This window comes from Allobaculum stercoricanis DSM 13633 (assembly GCF_000384195.1).
Taxonomy (GTDB): domain Bacteria; phylum Bacillota_I; class Bacilli_A; order Erysipelotrichales; family Erysipelotrichaceae; genus Allobaculum; species Allobaculum stercoricanis.
Window position 1 is genome coordinate 173,444 of record NZ_KB913034.1, and the last position, 22,025, is coordinate 195,468.

The following is a 22,025-nucleotide window of genomic DNA, read 5'->3' on the forward strand; positions in this document are numbered from 1 at the left end:
AAAGCCAAAAATATGCATTTTTTATTCTTTTTTGTCATAAATCAGTAAAAAAATGCGGCTGCATAAATTTAATCATGAAACAGTTTTCTTAAAATTATGAAAAAACTCATTTGTATTTTTCTTAAGAATTACGAATGATCGCACAAAGGGGGCGCACCGAAATGAGACATTTATCTAAAACGATTGCAGGCACGCTATTAGCATTCGCATTGACTGTAACACCTGTAGTATCGAATATGAGTGTCATGGCCAATACACCAGAACCAATCGTAGTTGATGAAGGTTTCGAAGAGCCAACATATATCAATGAATCCAATACGTATTTATCACAAGACATGGTAAATGCTTATTTAGCTGGCTATAGCGCAAATGATGCAAATATCATTGGTTTCTTTTTAAGAATTGGCGAACAAGAAGCTGCGGCAATCGTTGCTCGTGGAGTAGCAGAAGGTCATATCAATTTAAGTGATCCTAGCGAACCAACAAATTTCGATTATCTTAAACAAGCAGCACGTTACGTTGACGAATGTAACTTGTACCGTTCTTGGGCTGGCGCAGGAGAATTAAGAATTGATCCAGTATTAGTAGCTGTTTCAATCGTTCAAACGAACATCTCTAAAAATACGCTTATTCACTCCAATCTTTACACACCTTATGAATGTTTAGCTGTAGGCGGAACGATCGGCGCAGCAAGTAATTCCGGGTTAGGAAACCCATTTGACATGTGGTATTGGGATGAAGCACCTTATCAAGGGATTCATTACCGCAATTTACTGCGTCCTGATTTTACAACAACAGGTTTTGCGGTATGTTCCAATGCTTTCTATAACGGCTATGTAATGCCTGCTTTTGGACAAACATTTGATGTGAGACAAAACGGCAATAGAACTTATTCTGTATCAGAATTTATAGCATTACTCGATAATGCGAACACAGATACAAACGAAAGTGCACAAGCGATGTATCGAATGTACAACCCAAATAACAGTGAGCACTTCTACACAGGCGATGTCAATGAAGTCAACGTCTTAGAAGCGAATGGTTGGCAACCAGAAGGAATTGGTTGGTATGCACCAAATTCAGGCGCTCCAGTTTATCGTTTGTATAACCCAAATAGCGGAATTCACCACTACACAATGGATCGCAATGAATGTAATACATTAGTTGCGATGGGTTGGAAAGAAGAACCAGGATGGTTATCTGCTCCACAAAGTGGTGTCCCTTTATACCGTCAATACAACCCAAATGCACCAGTTGGACAAGCAACACATAACTACACAACCGATCAAAACGAAGTGCAAGTTTTAAATAGTGCAGGCTGGATTAATGAAGGAGTTTGTTGGTACGGCGTTTAGTCAAACAAACACATCTTGCAAAAGTGAAAGCATGAGCGAGAAAGTGTTTTCGATAATGCTTTCATGATAAAATTCAATAAAAGCGAGGATGTACATATGGCACAAACGAATGTAAGTTTCGAAATGAACGAAAAATTGTTGACTGAATTACAAGATCTTTGCGATGAATTAGGCATGGATACGGAAGATGCATTTAAACTTTTCGCAAAGAAAATGGTCAATCAACAAGAAATTCCTTTTGAAGTAACCGTCGATGATCTTCCAAATGATGATGAACAATCAAAACTCGTTCGCGTTTTGAAAGTAACTGCCCTTGTTGCAGCAGTCGCTGCAGCAATTACAGTTGTTGTTCACTTCATTCGAAAATGCTTCAATTAAGTTCAATCAATAAGGACAAAAAAGACTCTGTTCGACCTTGTTGTCAACAGAGTTTTTTGTATGCCTAAATAAAAGATTCTTGAAAAGATGACACAGATTCTTTAAATCGGAATAAATCAAAGCGTTGTATGTGAGAATCACAAAGAATTTGTTAAGGTAAAACTTAACAAAGAGAGGATATTCATTATGCGAGATCTTGAAATGTTTGAAATCATTGCCCGTGAAGAGCAACGCCAAAAAAATAACATCGAACTGATTGCTTCTGAAAACTATGTTTCTCGTGAAGTACGCGAAGCTCAGGGATCCGTTCTAACGAATAAATATGCCGAAGGTTATCCTGGTAAACGCTACTATGGTGGATGTGTTTATGTCGACCAAGCAGAAGAGTTAACTCGCCAACGGGCGAAAGAACTCTTTGGTGCAGAACATGCCAATGTACAAGCCCATTCAGGAAGCCAGGCCAATATGTCTGTTTACAATACTGTACTTGAACCAGGTGATACGGTACTCGGTATGGATTTAACGAGTGGCGGACATTTAACCCATGGTCATCCCCTGAATTTTTCGGGGCGTACGTATCACTTCGTTCCTTATAATGTTGATCCTAAAACTTGCCGCATCGATTACGATAAACTCGAACAACTAGCCCTAGAACATCATCCTAAACTCATCGTTGCTGGAGCATCCGCTTATCCTAGAAAAATCGACTTTAAGCGTCTGGGGGAAATTGCAAAAAAATCCGGATCATTACTCATGGTTGATATGGCTCATATTGCGGGACTTGTTGCTGCTGGGTTACATCAAAATCCGGTGCCTTACGCCGATTTTGTGACGACAACAACGCATAAAACATTGCGCGGACCACGCGGGGGAATGGTACTTTGTAAAGAAAAATTTGCGAAACAATTAGATTCACAAACTTTCCCAGGTATGCAAGGTGGACCATTGGAACACGTGATTGCCGCAAAAGGAATTGCACTATATGAAGCGATGCAACCGGCATTTAAAGTTTATGCTCAACAGATTTTAGATAATATCCAAGCGATGGTTCGTGTCTTTGAACAAGAAGGATTCAAAATGGTATCTGGTGGTAGCGATAATCACTTGTTGTTGCTGGATACACTTTCATCTTTAAACATGACCGGAAAAGATGCAGAACATTTATTAGATATAGCGGGCATCACCGTCAATAAAAATACAATTCCATTCGATACGCAAAAACCATTTATCACATCCGGGATTCGTATTGGATCGGCTGCGATGACAAGCCGCGGCTTAAAAGAAAAAGAATTTGAACAAATCGCCCGTTGGATTGTTCAAGTCCTCAGGGCAAACGATGAACAATATGCTCAAGAAATCAAAAAAGAAGTTGTTGCTTTAACGCAAAACTATCCAGCGGAGGCCGTCTTTGATTAAGTTATTTTGTATCGGAAAAAATAAAGATTCCTCGTTGCGCAAGTGGGAAGATGAATATAAAAAACGTCTTTCTGCTTTTGATAAAATCGAAGTTGTTGAATTCAAAGATGAACCCGATTCTCATTCAGAGCGAGAAAAAGAAGCGGAAAAAATCAAAGAGATTGAAGGTGCTCGAGTTTTAGACAAAATCAAACCGGATGACTTTGTGATTCTCTTGGATTTACATGGCAAAACGGTCGATTCGATCGAATTTTCTAAGTTAAGAAGCCAATGGACGCGAACCTCTAAACCCTTAGTCTTCGTCATTGCGGGCTCACTTGGCCCAAGTGCCGATTTAGTAAAACGGGCGAATTGGCGATGGAAACTTTCCGATTTGACGATGACTCATTTAATGTGTCGAGTTTTAGTTCTCGAACAAATTTATCGATCATTTATGATTGAAGCGGGGCGCCGCTATCATAAATAGAACGGGATCAAAATAGATATCGATCAGGTCTTCCTGCTGCAGTTGCCGATGGGGAAGGCCTTTTTATTTGACGAGTTTTATAAAATAAGGTAAAAGGCAAAATGCCCCTAAATTGTCCAGAGCGCTGTACAATAGTTGTGATTTTAAATGAGACAAATTTCAACAATGATGTTGTATGAATATGAGGAATACTTATGGACCGAAGAGCGAAAAACTATTTAAGTTATGTGGCGGTGATTCTTCTGACTTATTTTTTAGGATTGACGATATTATCCGCCAGTGAAGAACATACATTGATCCAACGCTTGAACCCAGAAAGTGCACCCCAAATTGGGATGGGTTATTATCTTTTGATCGCCTTACTGGGGGCTTTATTATTGTGTGCAATTGCATGGATATATTTATCGCGAAAAAATGCCAAGACATTTAAGGAAGTATTGCAAACCAAAAAAGGACAAACCGTGTTTGCTTGCAGTGGAATCTCGGGGGCTTTGCTTTCTTGTCTAGCTTCACTCGGACTGATTGGTTCTTTACCTGCAATGCCCCACCATGCTGATTTAACACCAAGTGTAGCAATCAACGATTCAACCGAGGCAAGTGAACAAGAAGTCAGTTCGACTTCAGTCTATATACCGCCAATTCCGGAACTGCCTCCAATTAAACCGGCAGAAAACCATATTGAACTGGCCAAAGGAATCCAAACCATTGCAAATCAACAAACAATTACAGACCTCATTGAATCGAATCAACCGGATCTAAGTTGTGTTCTTGGCCTAGAGGGATCCCATATCACAATCGATTCCTCGATTCTGCAAAAAAGTGGAGATTCAACAGTGCTGGAAGATGCGCTTTTGTTTGGTGTTAATGGAGCATTAGTTGCCGCACCGGGTTCGACACTGAATGTGCTCGCTACGCGAATTGAAACAAATGGACTGGCCAATACGGGGGTAGTCGTGAATGGATTAAATGCGACAGCTTCCTTAACGGGATCGGATGTTTTGACAAACGCTTTACATTCGCCAGCCTATTTTGCGGGATATCAAGGTCAATTGAAAGTAACAGAAGGTTATAGTTCGACACAAGGTGATGCCTCAGCAATCTTTGTTCCCCAATCGACAGCCATTATTGAAGCACAATCACTAAATGCGAATACGCTCGGCCTTGATTCACCACTTGTTTTAGCCCAAGGAATATTGAAGGGGTCCAATATCAATGCCACAATTGATCGTTCCGTATTGGCTAAAATTAAATCTGGAGGAGATGTTACGCTTTCAGATTCGAAGTTTACGGTGGGGGCAATGCAAGCTGAAACGGATGAGCATGCAATATTCGTGATGGAAAATCGAGACCAAAGTGAAAAACAAGATTGGACGGTTTTGAATTTAAACAATAACGAATGGATCGTGCCAACGACTTCGCCGGCGTCTAATGATGCATTTTGTTTTGTGATTGATCATGTCGGAGCACAAATTGAATTGATCAATAATGCGATTTATCAAGTTCCTCAACTTGCAAAAGTAAGTGCGGGGAAATTGAATCTGAACTGTATTCAACAAATACTCCAAGGCCCACTTGTTGCGGACCAAGATAGTGAAGTGAACATGAATTTAACGCAATCCAGTATCTTCACCGGTTCGATCAATGCCAATCAAGCTTGTCCAAAGGTAAAACTTAGCCTAGACGAATCCAGTCAAATCGTCTTAACCGACAACATTTATGTTAGTGAATTCAACAATGCTAATGCAACAAATACGAATATCACCACAAATGGGTTTCATATTTTCGTTAATGGAAATCCGGTTGTTTAACGTAAGTGAAATAAATAGAAATCAAATGAATCCATATCACTTTGAACATCAATTGAGTGATATGGATTTTTTAATACTTAGAAATAGTAGTGAAAGATTTTGGACTATATATATTTCATATGTGAATAAAAAAGGAAAACGGAGTGAATACTAGCAGGTATAATAAAGACAATCTTTATTTTTGAAATTAACAATCGCCATTCGATATAGTTTGATTTTCTATTGCTTTAATGAAAGTCAAAAGATGACGGGGAGTAGGAGGTTTTTGATGTTAAAGCCCGGTTTATATGAACAAGTTATCAATCATGCTCTGAGCGATGAACTCGACCATATTCCGCAATCGCGAAAAGCCATTGCGCCAATTGATCAGGCGGAGTCTTCCAAAATATTGTCGCAATATTTAGCAAATGTATTTCAAAAAGCACTCGATCGAGTCAAAGGGAAAAAAGATGACTTAACCTCACAAATCGAACTGACAAATCAAATTGTGAACTTGATTCAAAAAGAAACACAAGAAGCAGATTTTGTTGATTTTGAAGTGGATTTGCGAGCAGAACAATTGTTTGCACTTCTCAAAGAAAATGATCCTCGTTTAGTGGTGAATCAAACTGCCAATAGTCTTGAACGTCCGGAAACATCAATTGCGCAAAGCTCGCTTTTTACGGGCGCAAAATATGAACCGCAAATGTTCATGGAGCTCAAAAAAGAAATTGCATCAGCAAATCGGATTGATATATTAGTGTCCTTTATTAAATGGACGGGATTGCGCCTGATCATCGATGAGTTAAAGGAATTTACCCAAAATGGTGGCGAACTACGTATTATTACGACTTCCTATATGGGCGCAACGGATGCTAAAGCAATCGAAGAATTGCGTCAGTTATCTCATACCAAAATAAAAGTTAGTTATAATACAAAATCCACACGTCTTCATGCCAAAGCGTATGTGTTTTATCGCGACACGGGCTTCTCAACCGCTTATGTTGGCTCATCGAATATTTCTAATGCCGCTTTAACGAGTGGATTGGAATGGAATACGAAAGTGACTAAGCAGGATTTACCAGAAATTATGGATAAAATTTCTGCGACTTTTGAATACTACTGGAATGACAAAGAATTTGAATGTTATGACGAAGGACAAAAAGAACGTTTAGCAAAAGCGCTAAAAGCAGAAAAATATTTGGATACGAATCAAGATTACAAATATACGTTGGATATTCAACCTTATGCTTATCAACAAGAAATTTTAGATCAGTTAGAAGCCGAACGAACTGTGCGCGGATATATGAAAAATTTGGTCGTTGCGGCAACAGGGACAGGGAAAACGGTAATCTCGGCTTTAGATTACAAGAGGTTTTGTCATAAGAATTCAGGTCAGCCTTGTCGCTTGTTGTTTGTGGCCCATCGAGAAGAAATCCTTAAACAAAGTTTATATACGTTTCGAGCGGTATTAAAAGATGCGAATTTTGGCGAGATGTTTGTTGGAAATTATAAACCAGAGAATATAGATCATTTATTCATTTCGATTCAGACACTGAATTCACAAAGTTTTACCGAGAAAACCGAAGCAACGTTTTATGATTACATCATTGTCGATGAATTTCATCATGCTGCGGCACCGAGTTACCAAAAACTTTTGGGATATTATCACCCTACGATTTTATTAGGATTAACAGCAACACCAGAACGTATGGATGGAAAAAGTATTTTGTCTTATTTCAACCAACGTATAGCGGCTGAAATTCGTTTGCCAGAAGCAATTGATCGGAAATTACTTTGCCCATTTCAGTATTTTGGGGTCACAGACACAGTGGACTTAAATGATTTGAAATGGACAGCAGGCGGTTATCAAAAAAGCGATCTAGAGCAAGTCTATACCTATAGTGCACAAGCAAACCGGCGGGCTAATCATGTTGTTGCTTCTGTTTTGAAATATGTCACAGACATTGATGATGTAAAAGGACTTGGATTTTGTGTGACCGTTGAACACGCCAAATTCATGAGTCACTATTTCAATGCGCATCAAATTCCCGCAATGTGTTTGAGTGGACAATCTTCAAGTGAAGAAAGACGAATGGCAACCAATCGGCTAGTTTCAGGAGAAGTTCGCTTTATATTCGTAGTAGATATTTACAATGAAGGGGTGGATATTCCGGAAGTGAATACCGTTCTTTTCCTTAGACCAACAGAATCGCTAACGATTTTCTTACAACAGCTTGGACGTGGTTTGCGTCTAGCAGAAAATAAAGAATGTCTAACTGTGCTCGATTTTATTGGCCAGGCAAATCGAAAGTACAATTTCGAAGACAAATTTACGGCATTATTGTCGAATACGGCCAACAGTATGCAACGAGAAATAAAAAATGGATTTGTGAATGTCCCAAAAGGTTGTTACATCCAATTAGAAAAGAAAGCGACAAAATACATCTTAGACAATATCAAAGCGTCTTATGGAAATGTTTCGGGATTGATCTCACGGGTGAGATCATATCAGGAAGATACAGGATTGGATTTAACACTGACTAATTTTTTAAAGTACTATCACCTGGATCCTAAAATGATTTATAAGTTCTCAACATTCTCGCGCATTTGTGCTCGCGCTGATGTGATCGACAATTTTGAAGAGCCATTAGAGGGAATTTTAGAAAAAGCATTTGCGAAATTTTCGTTGATTGATTCGCGACGTTGGATTTTATTTCTCCTTAAAATTCTTCCGAATTTGAATAAAGTGGAGTTTGCGACACTAACGGATTGCGAAAAGAGAATGATGCAGATGTTCTATATCACAATTTGGGGAAAAGCGATCGAAAACTGGAACAGTGAAGAAGTATTGGATCATCTTTATGCTTTGTCGCAAAGTAAAGTTTTATTGCAAGAGCTAATCGAATTATTACAATACCGTTTCGATACGATTGATTTTATTGATGAACCGGTGGATTTGGGTTTTGATTGCCCATTGGATTTGCATTGTACGTATACGCGTGATCAATTGTTAGTCGCAATGGATTTTATGAAGCCACAAAATGTTCGTGAAGGTGTCAAATGGTTACCCGATAAACAAGTGGATGTGTTTTTAGTCACTTTGAATAAATCGGATAAAGATTATTCACCAACAACGATGTATAACGACTATTCAATCAATGAACGTTTATTTCATTGGCAAAGTCAAAGTACGACTTCAGAAAGTTCCGCAACCGGTCAGCGTTATATTCATCACATTGAGCGAAAGAGCAAAGTGTTGTTATTTGTTCGTGAAGCAAAGGTGGATCGTAAGACAAACAGTACTCAAGCTTATACTTATCTAGGCCTGGCGAACTACGTCAAACACAAAGGAAGTAAACCGATGAATATTACATGGCAGCTTGATCAACCGATCCCAGCTAAATTTTTGAAAAAGACAAACAAACTTGTAGTGGGTTAATAAAGGACATAATAAAACTATGAAAACGATCTCAAAAAGAACAGTTTGTGAAAAACAAAACAAATTGAATCGAATATGAGTTACAGAAGGGAAACGTTATTACAATCCGATATACGAGTGATATACTGTTATCAGAAATGTGCCCCGCACAATTAAGGAGGATGAATTAGCATCATGGCAAAGAAAACTGTCAAAGATCTCGACGTTAAAGGAAAAAAAGTCATCGTTCGTGCTGACTTAAACGTTCCTCACAAAGGAAGCGAGATCACAAACGACAACCGTGTAAAAGCAGCTGTACCTACATTGAAATATTTAGTCGATAACGGTGCAAAAGTTATTTTAATGTCTCACTTAGGAAAAGTTAAAACTGAAGAAGACAAAGCTAAAAACGATCTTGGTATCGTAGCACCAAGACTCCAGGAACTTCTTCCTGAAGCAACTGTTAAATTCTGCCCAGTTACTCGTGGCGCTGAATTAGAAGAAATGGTTGCTGCTTTACAGCCAGGCGAAATCCTGCTCATGCAGAACACTCGTTATGAAAAAGGCGAAAGCAAAAACGATCCTGAATTAGGTCAATACTGGGCAAGCCTCGGTGATATGTTCGTAGAAGACGCATTCGGTTCTGTTCACCGTGCTCACGCTTCTACAGTAGGTATCCCATCTAACTTACCAGAAAACGCACTTGGCTTCTTAGTAGAAAAAGAAGTCACTATGTTAGGTCGTGCAGTAGACGAACCAGTTAGCCCATTCGTTGCAATCTTAGGTGGAGCGAAAGTATCTGACAAAATCGCTGTAATCGAAAACATGCTTGATAAAGCAGACAAAGTTATCGTTGGTGGCGGTATGGCTTACACATTCATGAAAGCTATGGGTCACGAAGTTGGTAACTCCTTACTTGAAGAAGACAAAATCGAACTTGCAAAAACAATCATGGCTAAAGGTGGAGATAAATTAATCCTGCCAGTAGACAATGTTGTTGCTGATAAATTCGCTAACGATGCAGAAGTAAAAGTTGTTGACCGCGACATTCCAGAAGGATGGATGGGTCTTGATATCGGTCCTAAATCTATTGAACTGTTCAAAGAAACTTTACAAGGTGCTAAAACAGTTGTTTGGAATGGCCCAATGGGTGTATTCGAAATGCCTAACTTCGCTAAAGGTACTTTAGCTGTATGTGAAGCAATCTCTGAATTACCAGATGCTGTTACAGTAATCGGTGGTGGAGACAGTGCTGCAGCTGCTATCCAACTTGGATTCGAAGATAAATTCAGCCACATTTCTACAGGTGGTGGAGCTTCTCTTGAATACATGGAAGGTAAAGTATTACCAGGTATCGCAATCATCACTGAAGCTTAAGTTTTAAAGTAGAATACTTAAATAATAATTCGCATAAGATAAGCTGATTTAAAATCGGCAAGATAGAGGTATTAAAGACATGAGAAATCAAATTATTGTCGGAAACTGGAAAATGAACAAAAACAACGCTGAAACTAAAGCGTTCTTTGAAACAGTAGATGCTGTTGCAACAAGCGACAAAGGTCTTTACGGTGTTGGTGTTCCTTTCACAGATTTAAGAACTGCATTAGACGGTGCTAAAAACTTAATCGTTGCTGCTGAAAACTGCCACTTCGAAGATAGCGGTGCTTTCACTGGCGAAGTATCTGTTCCAATGTTAGTAGAACTTGGTGTTAAATATTGCATTATCGGTCACTCCGAAAGACGCCAAATGTTCGGTGACACTGATGAAACAGTAAACAAAAAAGCTAAAAAATTACTTGCTGCTGGAATCACTCCAATCCTTTGCATTGGTGAAACTGAAGAAGAATATGACAACGGCAAAACTGCTGATGTTGTAGCTGCTCAATTAAAAGGTTCTTTAGCAGACATCCCAGCTGCTGACTATGCAAATATCGTATTAGCATACGAACCAATCTGGGCAATCGGAACTGGAAAATCCGCTTCCGTTGAAATCGCAGAAAACTGCTGCAAACTCGTTCGTGATGTAGTTTGCGACATCGCAGGTGCTGATGCTGCTGACAAAGTTCGCATTCAGTACGGTGGATCTGTAAAACCAAATAACATCGTTGAATACATGGCTCAACCAGATATCGATGGTGCTTTAATTGGTGGTGCTTCTTTAAAAGAAGATTCCTTCATCGAAATTATCGAAAAAACAAAATAAGTTTTTTAACGAGAATTCAAATTGCGTCAGCTTTGGCTGGCGCTTTTTTTTGAATCGCAAATAAGAAGAATGAGGATAAAACTACCTTTTTTGATCAATGTGTCTTTAAAAAATATAAAATTTTTCTAAATGCTCATTTTACGTACATCCTGTTTGAAATCAAATCGAGAAAAGGGTTTAAAAGAGTCTAAATGATCGATAGATAAAGTAAAAATGTGGTAAATTCATAAGAGTGAATAATCATCGTTTTCGCACACTACCTAAATTGGTGCGAAAAATTCTTTTTTGATCGATAGGTAAAGGAAAAAGAAGGTTGACATATTGTTTTTTTTCAAGGTATCTTAGTTAATGAAAGACTGCCTTAATATGCCTAAATTATTCGCTTTTCTTTTAAAACGTAAAAAAACGATATCTAGGTGGTTTGAAAAATGCTTTTTGATAGACCGGCTAATTTTCTTGTTGAAAAGTAGCTTTAAGATGAAAAAAGGAAACGAATTATGAACTTTTTAGAAAAAGACGGGAATAAAATTGCTGTTGCTTTAACGACTGCATCTGCGGTTGCGGCTGGTTTTTCTGTATATACAATGACAACTTCACAAGAAGGTGCCGACCTCGTTGCATCCGCAATTCAAATTTTGGATCCAACTTCTACAAACCAAGAAGTGGAAACAAAACATTATATTGATCAGACAGATCAAAAATTACCTCGTGTAATTACTGGAATGGCTTTTGATGAAGACGTGCGTGAACAGTCTGATTTTGAAGTAGTTAATGAATCAAGTTCTATGGAATTTGAAACGGTTGCTACAGTAGAAACACCAGTCGAAACTGTTGAAGCACCAGTCCAGGCGCCAGCAGAACCAATCCAAGTAGCAGACGAAAATCAAATCGTTACAAACTACGTTGAACCTGTAGTCAATGCACCAGCACCAGCACCTGTAGAAGTACCAGTACAACAAACCGTTCAACCAGAAGCTCCTGCACAACCAGAAGTCCCTGCACAACCTGAAACGCCTGAGGTTCTATTAGATGAAAATCAACAACAACCAATTGTCCCAGAAGAAAATTTGACAGTTGATGATCATGCAGTTGTTGATGCTCCATTCTCTGAGTTGCCAAGTGATTCGCAAGCACCAATTGCCCAAGAAGTCCCTTCAACTCCAGAACAACCCGCTCCAGAAGCGCCAGCAGAACCAGTTGTTCCAGAAGTGCCAATGGCACCAACACCAGAACAACCAGGGCCAGGAGTACCAAGTGCAAACCCATACCAAGAATTGAATGATCGCATTGCCCAAGAAGCAATGAAATTAGTCGGTGTAACAGATGGCTTGCAATGTACAGAAGTAGTCCAAATGGCAATGTCCAATGCTGGAGTACAAGATGCGCAATGCTTATGGCCAAATCAATATGAATCTGCATTTGGATTTGCGACGGATAATCCACAAGCAGGAAACTTAATCTATTACAACCAAGGTGGAAATGGTAAAGATCATATCGCCATTTATATTGGAAATGGTCAAGCCGTTCATGGGAACTATACAATCGATGGTGTAGCTCAAACTGTTATCGCAAGCGATAAAATCCTAGGTTGCGAAGACTATACTTATATCCAAGTTGATCGCTAGGAAACTGGAATATGAATTCAACGAAAAATGAATGCGCCGTTTTGCGGCGCATTTTTTTGGAAGGGAGATATCAATGAAATTTCGAATTGGACAAGCTGTCGATATTCACCAATTAGATGAATCACGACCTCTTATTTTAGGCGGAGTCAAAATTGATGCACCAAAAGGTTTAGTGGGGCATTCTGATGCGGATGTGCTTGTGCATGCAATTGGGGAGAGCATTTTAGGCGCTTTGGCATTAGGAGATTTAGGAAAACATTTTCCAGATACGGATCCAGCATATAAAGGAATTAATTCGATGATTTTGCTGGAAAATATCTATCGTAAAATGAAAGATTGTCATTATCGTATTGGAAATATCGATGCGACGGTATTAGCGGAAAAACCAAAGCTCGCTCCCTATATTTTGCCGATGAGACAAAACATTGCCGATTGTCTTTGTTGCTCCATTGATCAAGTTTCCATTAAAGCAACCCGAGGCGAAAAAATGGGCTTTATTGGACGCCAGGAAGGAATGTGCGCAACGAGCATTTGTCTTTTAGAATCGGAAGACGAACTTTAAAACGCTTTATTTGCAGAGATCATTTCAGAAAAATAAAAATTGATTTGTTCACCAACATAAATCGCTATAATAGATAGGTTAACTTGAAAAGACGACGTGTTTCGTCATGTCTACAGAATAAAAAAGAACGAAGATTTTCAGAATTTGAAAATCGGTAGAATAAAAATAGAAAGGGAAGTTATGCGAGTTGTCGTACAACGTGTCAAACACGCAAGTTGCACAGTAGATGGGAAAATTACCGGTGCAATCGAAAATGGCTTATGCTTATTTGTTGGATTTAAACCGGAAGATGATCAAGCCGTGATGCAAAAAGTGATTCGTAAAATTGTCAATCTGCGGATCTTTGATGATGAGCAAGGTGTTATGAATCGATCCGTTCTTGATGTTGAAGGAACTGTTTTATCGATTTCACAATTCACACTTTATGCGAATTGTAAAAAAGGCAATCGGCCAAGTTATGGACTTGCCGCAAATGCCGAAACGGCTTCAAAGCTCTATGATCAGTTCAATGATTTGTTAGAAAAAGAAATTCATGTCGAAAAAGGAATTTTCCAAGCGGACATGAAGATTGATTTATTAAACGATGGTCCGGTAACGATTATTTTAGATAGTGATGAACTCTAATTGGTAAATTACAGGACAATTAGTTTTAATAAATACAAAGAGGAAAATGTTTATGATTCTTTATGGAAGTGAATTAGCAGCAAAACTTCATGAAGGCATGAAGGAAACGATTGAGCAAATTAAAGCTTCAAATCAGAGAATCCCTTGCCTTTCCGTCATTTTAGTCGGGGATAACCCAGCCAGTCAGTCTTATGTCAAATCCAAAGCAAATGCATGCCATAAAATTGGTCTGGAAAATCGCACAATTCGTCTTGCTGGCGATATTAGTCAAGAAGAACTAGAAAAAGTGATTCAAGAAGAAAACGAAAATCCCAATGTTGATGGAATTCTCGTGCAATTGCCTTTGCCTGAAGGACTGAATGAACAACGCGCATTACTTGCCGTTTCTCCAGATAAAGATGTCGATGGCTTACACCCAATGAATGCGGGCGCATTGTTGTTAGATCGCCCAGGATTTTTGCCTTGTACGGCAAAAGGGGTAATGGCCATTTTAAAAGAAGCCGGATACGATGATTTGACCGGCAAAAAAGCGGTGGTAATGGGGCGTTCAAGCTTAGTGGGCAAACCATTAGCATTGCTCTTACAACAAAAAAATGCGACAGTTACTGTTGTTCATTCAAAAACTGTCAATGCCAAAGAAATCTGCAAAGAAGCAGATATCCTTATTGCTGCGATTGGCAAAGCTGGATTTGTAACAGCAGATTATGTTCGCCCGGGAGCTGTCGTGATTGATGTTGGCATTAACCGCGTAGAGGGTAAACTAAAAGGAGATGTCGATTTTGATTCGGTCGAACCTTTGGCAAGTATCATTACACCTGTACCAAAAGGAGTTGGACCAATGACAGTTTGCATGCTTTTGGATAACACAATTGAAGCTTGGAAAAAACATGAGGGAATCGCATGAGTGATTTAAATTATGATTTAGGCGATATTATCGAAATGAAAAAAGAACATGCGTGCCATCTTTCTAAAGAATGGAAGATTATTCGCATGGGCGCAGACATTCGCGTGAAGTGTTTAGGATGCCAAAGCAGCGTTTTAATGCCGCGCTCTAAATTCGATAAACGAATTAAAAAAATTGTACGAAAAGCCGATGGATCTGTTCCTGAATAAGTCCATCACAAAATAAAGAGAAAACATATTTGTTAGTTTTCAAAAAGAAAGGAAGTTTTAGACATGTCATTAACCGCAGGAATTGTAGGTTTACCAAACGTCGGAAAATCGACATTATTTAATGCGATTACCAATTCACAAGCTGAAGCCGCAAACTACCCATTTGCGACGATTCAGCCAAACGTCGGAGTCGTAGAAGTACCAGATGCTCGAATTAAACGTCTTACAGAGCTCTTTAACCCAAAGAAAACAATCTATACAACATTTGAATTCACAGATATTGCCGGATTGGTTAAAGGGGCATCTAAAGGGGAAGGCTTAGGAAACCAATTTTTAGGAAACATCCGAACAACAGATGCGATCTGCCACGTTGTACGTTGTTTTGATGATGCCAATATTACACACGTTGAAAACTCTGTCGATCCGATTCGTGATGCGGAAACAATTAATTTGGAATTGATTTTGGCTGATTTACAAACAGTCGACAATCGTATTTCTAAAGTAGAACGTAAAGCAACAAGTGGCGATAAAGCAGCAAAAACAGAAATGGCTTTATTGTCTCGCTTAAAGCCACATTTAGAAGCAGGCAACCCAGCCCGTTCATTAGAATATAACGAAGATGAGCGAGCTATGATTCAACAATACAACTTGTTGACGATGAAACCTGTGATCTATGTAGCAAACATGGATGACGAAGGCTTTGCGGCGCCAGAAGAAAATAAATATTTCCAACAGTTAAGCGAATTTGCTCAAAAAGAAGGCGCACAAATCGTGCCAATCTGTGCGCGTTTAGAAGAAGAATTATCAGGATTAGAACCAGAAGAAAAAGAAGTGTTCTTAGAAGATTTGGGTCTTCCACAATCTGGTTTAGACCATCTGATTCAAACCGCCTATACCGCTTTGGATTTATGTACATTTTTAACTGCAGGAACGGATGAATGTCGTGCATGGACATTTAAACGCGGCATGAAAGCTCCTGATTGTGCGGGTGTAATCCATACTGATTTTAAACGCGGATTTATTCGTGCTGAAGTGTATGCGTTTGACGATATCGATCGTTTAGAAACAGAACAAGCTGTAAAAGAAGCAGGAAAAATGCGTTTGGAAGGAAAAGAATACGTCGTTCAAGATGGCGATGTAATGCATTTCCGTTTCAACGTTTAATTTGAAATGAGAATAACCTTCTGTTTAAATCCAATAAGCAGAAGGTTTCTTTTTGTCAGAATGTAAAAATTATTGTTCATTCTCAATATGAATAAGAAGAATGAGCATTTTTGACGTGGTGTGCAAGAAGAGTTCGCTATAATTGATACTATCGAATTCATTTTCAAACAGAAAAAATCAAATTTTAAATGATTCAAAGATAATGATGAAGGGAGAACGTATGTATCGACTGAATTTTGAAATGCTTGTCATCCAACTTGTCGCAGTCGTTTTAGCGATGTCCATCCATGAAATGGCTCATGGTTTGGCAGCTTATTTTCTAGGCGATTCAACCGCAAAAGCAAGAGGACGAATTTCATTAAATCCACTCGCCCATATTGATTGGCTGGGCATTATTTGTTTAATGTTCTTCGGCTTTGGTTGGGCAAAACCAGTTCCAATTAATCCTTATAACTACAAAGACCCAAAATCTGGTATGGTTTGGACGGCATTTGCAGGTCCGATCGCAAACTTTGTTCTGTCCTTTGTTTGCGTTTTTCTCTTTACTTTAATTGCGAGCATATCGGGAAGTTTTGCGTATTCAACGATCGGATCATTTATTTTATCCTTACTCTCGAATACAGCAGTGGTTTCTGCCGGATTTGGGATTTTTAACTTACTTCCAATTCCACCACTAGATGGTTCACGGATCTTCTGGGCTTTTTTACCTGATCGTGATTACTATAGAGTGAATAATCCACCACAATGGGTAACTTTTGCGATTTTTATTTTAATCTTCAGTGGTCTTTTATCTTATCCACTTTCACTGATGCGCAGCACCTTAATTGGATGGATGTCTAGTGCTTCAACAGTAATTGTTGGCTTGTTTCTCTAAATAAAAGATCGAAAATTTTACAGTCTTCTCTATTACACGATTTATTACGTGTAGTGAGAAGACTTTTTATTTTGTCAAAAGAAAAGAAAGATGGAAAAGAGATGAGTAGGTGAAAAACAAATTTGAAGTGAGAAAAACTAAAAATCACATCATATTGTTTATTGATCATGTGAATTGAAAAAATATGATCAATCGTAATGATTTTGTCTAGAGATTAAAGACAAAGCGCCGATATAAAAGAGGTCGGGAAGAAGAGGAATGAAAAAATATAAGTTATTTACATTATTTTTCTGAAAAATAAGTCATTTTTCATGAGAATTACACGATAGGAATTGAGATTCATGAAAATTGTGGTTAAACTTGTGTCATCTTAAGAAAGAGGAAATAAGAAATGAACACAAAAATCTGGAAATCAGCCGCAGCTGTTTGCTTGACATCAGCAATGGTTGCTGGCTGCTCAAATGCCCCTGCATCTAATGGAAACGCTGCTACTGGTGGAGCGGATCTTGGAGATACAGTAAAAGTTGGTTTGAACTTCGAACTTTCTGGACCAACTGCTGACTATGGAACAAAAGAAAGAAATGGCGCAGCAATCGCTATTGAACAATTCAACGCTCGTGAAGATAAACCATTCACAGTTGAAGGCGTTGAAATCGATAATAAAGGTGAACCTGCTGAAGCTGTTACAGCAACAACAAAATTAATTGAACAAGACCAAGTAGCTGGTGTTGTTGGTCCAGCGACTTCAGGTTGTTCTATTGCGACGTTTGACTTTGCAACTGCAAAACAAGTCCCAGTTGTAGCGCCATCCGCAACGCAAGTCGGAGCAACATTAAAACCAGATGGTAGTGCCTACGAATTTGCATGGCGTGTATGCTTTGAAGATAGCTTCCAAGGTAAAGGAATGGCAGAATATGCATTCAATACTTTAGGAATTAAAAAAGTTGCCATCATCAATGAAGTATCTGACTACGGAAATGGTGTATCTGCTGCATTTAAAGAAAAATTCGTTGAACTTGGTGGTGAAGTTCTCGATGAAACACAATACCAATCTGGAGATAAAGACTTCGCAAGTTTTGTTACCAAAATCAAAGATTTAGACTTCGATGGAATTTATGTTGCTGGATACTACAATGAAGCTGCACAAATCGTAAAAGCAATTAAAGCGGAAGGTATTGATAAACCAATCATCGGTGCTGATGGTTTCGATTCTCAAGACTTTATCGATCAAGTTAGTGCCGAAACTGCAAATAATATCTTCTATACAACTGCTTATACGGCAATTGAGCCTTCTGAAGAATTAACGAGATTTATCGCCGATTACAATGCAAAATATGGTGAAGATCCAAGTATGTTCGCTGCGCTGTCTTATGATGCAACAAACTTGTTATTACAAGCTTTAGAAACAAGCGGTAAAACAGGCGCTGATTTAAATGAAGCAATCAAAAATATTGAATTCTCTGGTATCACGGGATCTTTCAGCTTTGACCAAACTACACATACTCCAAAAAAGAACGTTCTCGTTGTAGAACTTGTTGATGGCGTACAATCCAACGTAGAAAGCGTTAAAGTTGAATAATTTCATACACAACTGCAGGGGGTGATCCCCTGCCTTTTTTTAGAAAGGAGATTCTATGTCACAATTTCTTCAACAAGTCGTAAACGGCCTGTCATTGGGAAGTATTTATGCGTTAGTCGCATTGGGTTATACGATGGTTTACGGCATCATCAAACTGATCAACTTTGCACATGGTGATATTTATATGATTGGTGCTTATACAGCATTTTTCGTAACCACATATTTAGGAATGAGTTTTATTCCAGCATTATTGGTTTGTATGATTGTGTGCGGAATATTAGGCGTGGGGATTGAGAGAATCGCTTATAAACCTTTGCGTAAAGCACCACGAATCACAGCTTTGATTACAGCGATCGGGGTTAGTTACGTGATTGAATATACGATGCAATTTTTTATGGGAACATCAGTAAAAACGTACCCAAAAATGTTGCCGGATATTTCTTGGCAAATTGGGGCTGTTAAAATTTCCTATATCCAAATGGTTATTTTTACAGTCACAATCGTTTTGATGGTGTTATTAACATTCATTATTCATAAAACAAAAATTGGGCGAGCAATGCGTGCTGTTTCGGCAGATGAAAATGGTGCAAAATTGATGGGTATTTCGGTCGATAACACAATTTCCATCACATTCTTAATCGGGTCTGCTTTAGCTGGTGCAGCGGGTATGTTAGTTGGCTTATATTACAACTCAGCAAGTCCATTGATGGGAATGGTTCCAGGTTTAAAAGCATTCGTTGCGGCCGTATTTGGTGGTATTGGATCGATTCCAGGGGCATTAGTCGGTGGCTTATTTATTGGTGTTGCCGAAACAATGGTCGTTGCATACGGTTCTTCCTTATACCGTGATGCAATTGTGTACATTATTTTGATTATTGTATTGATCGTGAAGCCAGCAGGGCTCTTTGGCAAAAATGAAAGAGAGAAGGTGTAGTCCATGGCAAAACAACTGTATACCCGTACAAATATGATCTGGACTGCGATTGTCCTTTCTATTTTTGCGGTACTGACTTTATTGATGCAAACTGGAATGATCAACTCCTATTATGAGTCCACTCTCTTTACGATTTGCGTCAATATTATTTTGGCTGTGTCTTTGAACTTGATCGTTGGAATTTGTGGTCAGTTCTCTTTAGGACACGCCGGATTCATGGCAATTGGGGCGTATGTTGCTGGGATCGTCACTCGTTATATCCCAACTTATGGCGGATTATTTATTGGAATTCTTCTTGGCTTTGTGATTTCAGCAATTGCTGCAATCATCGTTTCGGTTCCAACATTACGCTTACGGGGAGACTACTTAGCGATTGCGACATTAGGTTTTTCTGAAATCATTCGTATTTGTATCCAAAACATGAAAATCACAAATGGTGCAGCCGGATTAACGGGAATTCCTCAACTCACAACCTGGCCAATTTTATTCTTGGCAGTTGTGATTTCGATCATCATTTGCACAAACTTTGTTCGCTCTGTTCCTGGACGTGCAGCGATAGCGATTAATGATGATGAAATCGCTGCTGAAGCGATGGGAATCAATACGACTAAATATAAAGTTATTGCTTTTGTGATCGGAGCGATTTTAGCGTCTTTGGCCGGTAGCTTATTCGCGAACTACTTCTACGTATTGAACCCGAACCAATTTACATTTAACAAATCGATCGATATTCTCGTCATCGTCGTATTTGGGGGGATGGGCAGTATGTCTGCTTCCGTACTTGCGGCAATTGTATTGGGTATTTTAAATATGTATCTCCAGCAGTTTACAGATATTCGTATGATTATCTATGGAGCAACTTTGATTTTAATGATGATCTTCAGACCACAAGGTATTTTAGGTACTTGGGAATTTTCTGTGGATCGTTTGTTGAATAAAATGAAACGGAAAAAGGAGGCTGTCTAGATGGAACCAATTCTTGAAGTCTCAAATCTGTCCAAAAACTTTGGTGGTCTTGCGGCTGTTTCCAACATCAATATGACGATCAACAAAGGAGAATTAGTTGGATTAATCGGACCGAATGGTGCGGGGAAAACGACGTTCTTCAACTTGTTAACCGGAGTTTATGAACCATCGGAAGGGTTAATTGAATTGACCATTGATGGAAAGAAAAAACAAATCGGAGGCTTAAAGCCATATAAAATTACGTCTTTAGGCTTAGCACGAACATTCCAAAATATTCGTCTGTTCAAGAGCATGACCGTTTTGGAAAACGTAAAACTGGCCATGCACAAAAATGCCGGCTATGGCGTTGCAAGTGCTTTATTACGTACCCCTAAGTTTTATAATGCGGAACGTTGGATCGAAGAAAAAGCGTGTGAATATTTACAAGAAGTCGGTTTGTATCGCAAACGTTTTGAAAAAGCGACAAACTTACCTTATGGGGAACAACGACGCCTAGAAATCGCACGCGCTTTGGCTACGGATCCAGTGATTCTCTTTTTAGATGAGCCAGCAGCGGGGATGAACCCACAAGAAACAGATGAACTGACAAAACTCATTTATCATCTGCGCGATAAATACAACTTGACAGTTGTTTTGATTGAACACGATATGTCTTTGGTTATGACACTTTGTGAAAGAATCTTTGTATTGAACTATGGTCAGATGATCGCATCGGGCACACCAGAAGAAATCAAAAACAATGAATTTGTAATTAAGGCCTACCTTGGAGAGGAGATCTAGTATGAGCTTGTTGGAAGTAAAAGACCTTCATGTTCACTATGGAGTGATCGAAGCTTTAAAAGGCGTCTCCATTAAGGTTGAACCCGGTCAAATTGTGACATTAATCGGTGCGAATGGTGCCGGAAAAACAAGCCTGATGCATGCCATCAGTGGGATTGTTAAAAAAACAGAAGGTGAAATCATCTTCAAAGATAAATCGATTTTCAAGTCCAATGCAGCCCATATTGTGGCGGATGGACTAGTTCAAGTCCCTGAAGGACGTCACGTATTCCCAGGTCTTTCTGTATATGAAAACTTGATGATGGGCGCGTATTTACGAAAAGATAAAAAGAACCTTCAAGATGACTTGAATAAAATCTATGAACGTTTCCCAATTTTGGAAAAACGTAAAAACCAAGATGCCTCAACACTGTCTGGTGGAGAACAACAAATGTTAGCGATGGGACGTGCTTTAATGGCTAGACCAACTTTGTTGTTGTTAGATGAACCTTCGATGGGGTTAGCGCCTATTTTGGTTAAAGAAATTTTCTCAATTATTTCTGATATTCAAAAAGGTGGAACGACGATTTTGTTGGTTGAACAAAACGCTCGTATGGCATTGTCAATTGCTGATTATGCGTATGTATTAGAAACTGGAAAAGTTGTACTTGAAGGCCCGGCAAAAGAGTTAGCTAATTCAACAGAAGTACAAGAAGCTTATTTAGGTGGAAGCGCCAAAAAATAAAGAATTTGACCTTTCATCTGTTGTATAAACGACAGATAATAAAATTAGATAGAA

Annotated in this window: 20 protein-coding genes; all 20 read left to right on the forward strand. The window is 38.9% G+C overall.

Going from position 1 to position 22,025, the window contains the following annotated elements; all coding sequences use genetic code 11:
* The first annotated feature begins 161 nt into the window (after window positions 1-161).
* The 20 genes from ALLST_RS10885 to ALLST_RS0100900 all read left to right on the forward strand — a co-directional run bounded on the left by ALLST_RS10885 (window position 162) and on the right by ALLST_RS0100900 (window position 21,971).
* Window positions 162-1,355: a CAP domain-containing protein gene (locus ALLST_RS10885; RefSeq protein WP_019892071.1), complete on the forward strand. Its 1,194-nt coding sequence runs from the start codon at window positions 162-164 to the stop codon at window positions 1,353-1,355.
* 96 nt (window positions 1,356-1,451) lie between these two features.
* Window positions 1,452-1,733, forward strand: coding sequence for a type II toxin-antitoxin system RelB/DinJ family antitoxin (locus ALLST_RS09660; RefSeq protein ID WP_019892072.1), 282 nt, complete (start codon window positions 1,452-1,454; stop codon window positions 1,731-1,733).
* Between the two features lie 186 nt (window positions 1,734-1,919).
* Window positions 1,920-3,149 (forward strand): serine hydroxymethyltransferase, encoded by a 1,230-nt coding sequence (locus ALLST_RS0100810; protein WP_019892073.1) that lies wholly within the window; start codon window positions 1,920-1,922, stop codon window positions 3,147-3,149.
* A complete protein-coding gene (locus ALLST_RS0100815; RefSeq protein WP_019892074.1) occupies window positions 3,142-3,615 on the forward strand; it encodes a 23S rRNA (pseudouridine(1915)-N(3))-methyltransferase RlmH in 474 nt (157 codons plus the stop codon). Before ALLST_RS0100810 ends, ALLST_RS0100815 begins: the two co-directional genes overlap by 8 nt.
* A 194-nt stretch (window positions 3,616-3,809) precedes the next feature.
* Window positions 3,810-5,423 carry a hypothetical protein gene (locus ALLST_RS0100820; RefSeq protein WP_019892075.1) on the forward strand — a complete coding sequence of 538 codons (1,614 nt, stop codon included), beginning with the start codon at window positions 3,810-3,812 and terminating at the stop codon, window positions 5,421-5,423.
* A gap of 268 nt (window positions 5,424-5,691) precedes the next feature.
* The gene (locus tag ALLST_RS0100825; protein ID WP_019892076.1) at window positions 5,692-8,844 is read left to right on the forward strand and encodes a DEAD/DEAH box helicase; all 3,153 of its coding nucleotides are present in this window, start codon (window positions 5,692-5,694) and stop codon (window positions 8,842-8,844) included.
* A 174-nt stretch (window positions 8,845-9,018) separates the two neighbouring features.
* Entirely contained in the window at window positions 9,019-10,200 is a 1,182-nt protein-coding gene (locus tag ALLST_RS0100830; protein WP_019892077.1) for a phosphoglycerate kinase, read from the forward strand.
* A 79-nt stretch (window positions 10,201-10,279) separates the two neighbouring features.
* The gene (gene tpiA / locus ALLST_RS0100835) at window positions 10,280-11,026 is read left to right on the forward strand and encodes a triose-phosphate isomerase (protein ID WP_019892078.1); all 747 of its coding nucleotides are present in this window, start codon (window positions 10,280-10,282) and stop codon (window positions 11,024-11,026) included.
* 497 nt (window positions 11,027-11,523) lie between these two features.
* Window positions 11,524-12,651, forward strand: coding sequence for an NlpC/P60 family protein (locus tag ALLST_RS11510; protein WP_019892079.1), 1,128 nt, complete (start codon window positions 11,524-11,526; stop codon window positions 12,649-12,651).
* Between the two features lie 73 nt (window positions 12,652-12,724).
* Complete coding sequence (ispF, locus tag ALLST_RS0100850) at window positions 12,725-13,213, forward strand: 2-C-methyl-D-erythritol 2,4-cyclodiphosphate synthase (RefSeq protein ID WP_019892080.1); 489 nt, start codon at window positions 12,725-12,727, stop codon at window positions 13,211-13,213.
* Window positions 13,214-13,393: 180 nt separating this feature from the next.
* Entirely contained in the window at window positions 13,394-13,837 is a 444-nt protein-coding gene (gene dtd, locus ALLST_RS0100855; protein ID WP_019892081.1) for a D-aminoacyl-tRNA deacylase, read from the forward strand.
* A gap of 52 nt (window positions 13,838-13,889) precedes the next feature.
* Window positions 13,890-14,741, forward strand: a complete 852-nt coding sequence (gene folD, locus ALLST_RS0100860; protein ID WP_019892082.1) for a bifunctional methylenetetrahydrofolate dehydrogenase/methenyltetrahydrofolate cyclohydrolase FolD — start codon at window positions 13,890-13,892, stop codon at window positions 14,739-14,741.
* Window positions 14,738-14,950, forward strand: coding sequence for a DUF951 domain-containing protein (locus ALLST_RS0100865; RefSeq protein ID WP_019892083.1), 213 nt, complete (start codon window positions 14,738-14,740; stop codon window positions 14,948-14,950). The genes folD and ALLST_RS0100865 overlap by 4 nt, the downstream gene beginning before the upstream one ends.
* A gap of 63 nt (window positions 14,951-15,013) precedes the next feature.
* The gene (gene ychF / locus ALLST_RS0100870) at window positions 15,014-16,114 is read left to right on the forward strand and encodes a redox-regulated ATPase YchF (protein ID WP_019892084.1); all 1,101 of its coding nucleotides are present in this window, start codon (window positions 15,014-15,016) and stop codon (window positions 16,112-16,114) included.
* Window positions 16,115-16,334: 220 nt separating this feature from the next.
* Window positions 16,335-16,988 carry a site-2 protease family protein gene (locus tag ALLST_RS0100875; protein WP_019892086.1) on the forward strand — a complete coding sequence of 218 codons (654 nt, stop codon included), beginning with the start codon at window positions 16,335-16,337 and terminating at the stop codon, window positions 16,986-16,988.
* 391 nt (window positions 16,989-17,379) lie between these two features.
* Window positions 17,380-18,567: an ABC transporter substrate-binding protein gene (locus ALLST_RS0100880; RefSeq protein ID WP_019892087.1), complete on the forward strand. Its 1,188-nt coding sequence runs from the start codon at window positions 17,380-17,382 to the stop codon at window positions 18,565-18,567.
* Window positions 18,568-18,622: 55 nt separating this feature from the next.
* Window positions 18,623-19,501 (forward strand): branched-chain amino acid ABC transporter permease, encoded by an 879-nt coding sequence (locus tag ALLST_RS0100885; protein WP_019892088.1) that lies wholly within the window; start codon window positions 18,623-18,625, stop codon window positions 19,499-19,501.
* 3 nt (window positions 19,502-19,504) lie between these two features.
* The gene (locus ALLST_RS0100890) at window positions 19,505-20,467 is read left to right on the forward strand and encodes a branched-chain amino acid ABC transporter permease (protein WP_019892089.1); all 963 of its coding nucleotides are present in this window, start codon (window positions 19,505-19,507) and stop codon (window positions 20,465-20,467) included.
* Window positions 20,468-21,247, forward strand: a complete 780-nt coding sequence (locus tag ALLST_RS0100895; RefSeq protein WP_019892090.1) for an ABC transporter ATP-binding protein — start codon at window positions 20,468-20,470, stop codon at window positions 21,245-21,247. It abuts the gene before it with no gap.
* Between the two features lie 7 nt (window positions 21,248-21,254).
* Complete coding sequence (locus tag ALLST_RS0100900; RefSeq protein ID WP_026472720.1) at window positions 21,255-21,971, forward strand: ABC transporter ATP-binding protein; 717 nt, start codon at window positions 21,255-21,257, stop codon at window positions 21,969-21,971.
* The last annotated feature ends 54 nt before the right edge of the window (window positions 21,972-22,025 follow it).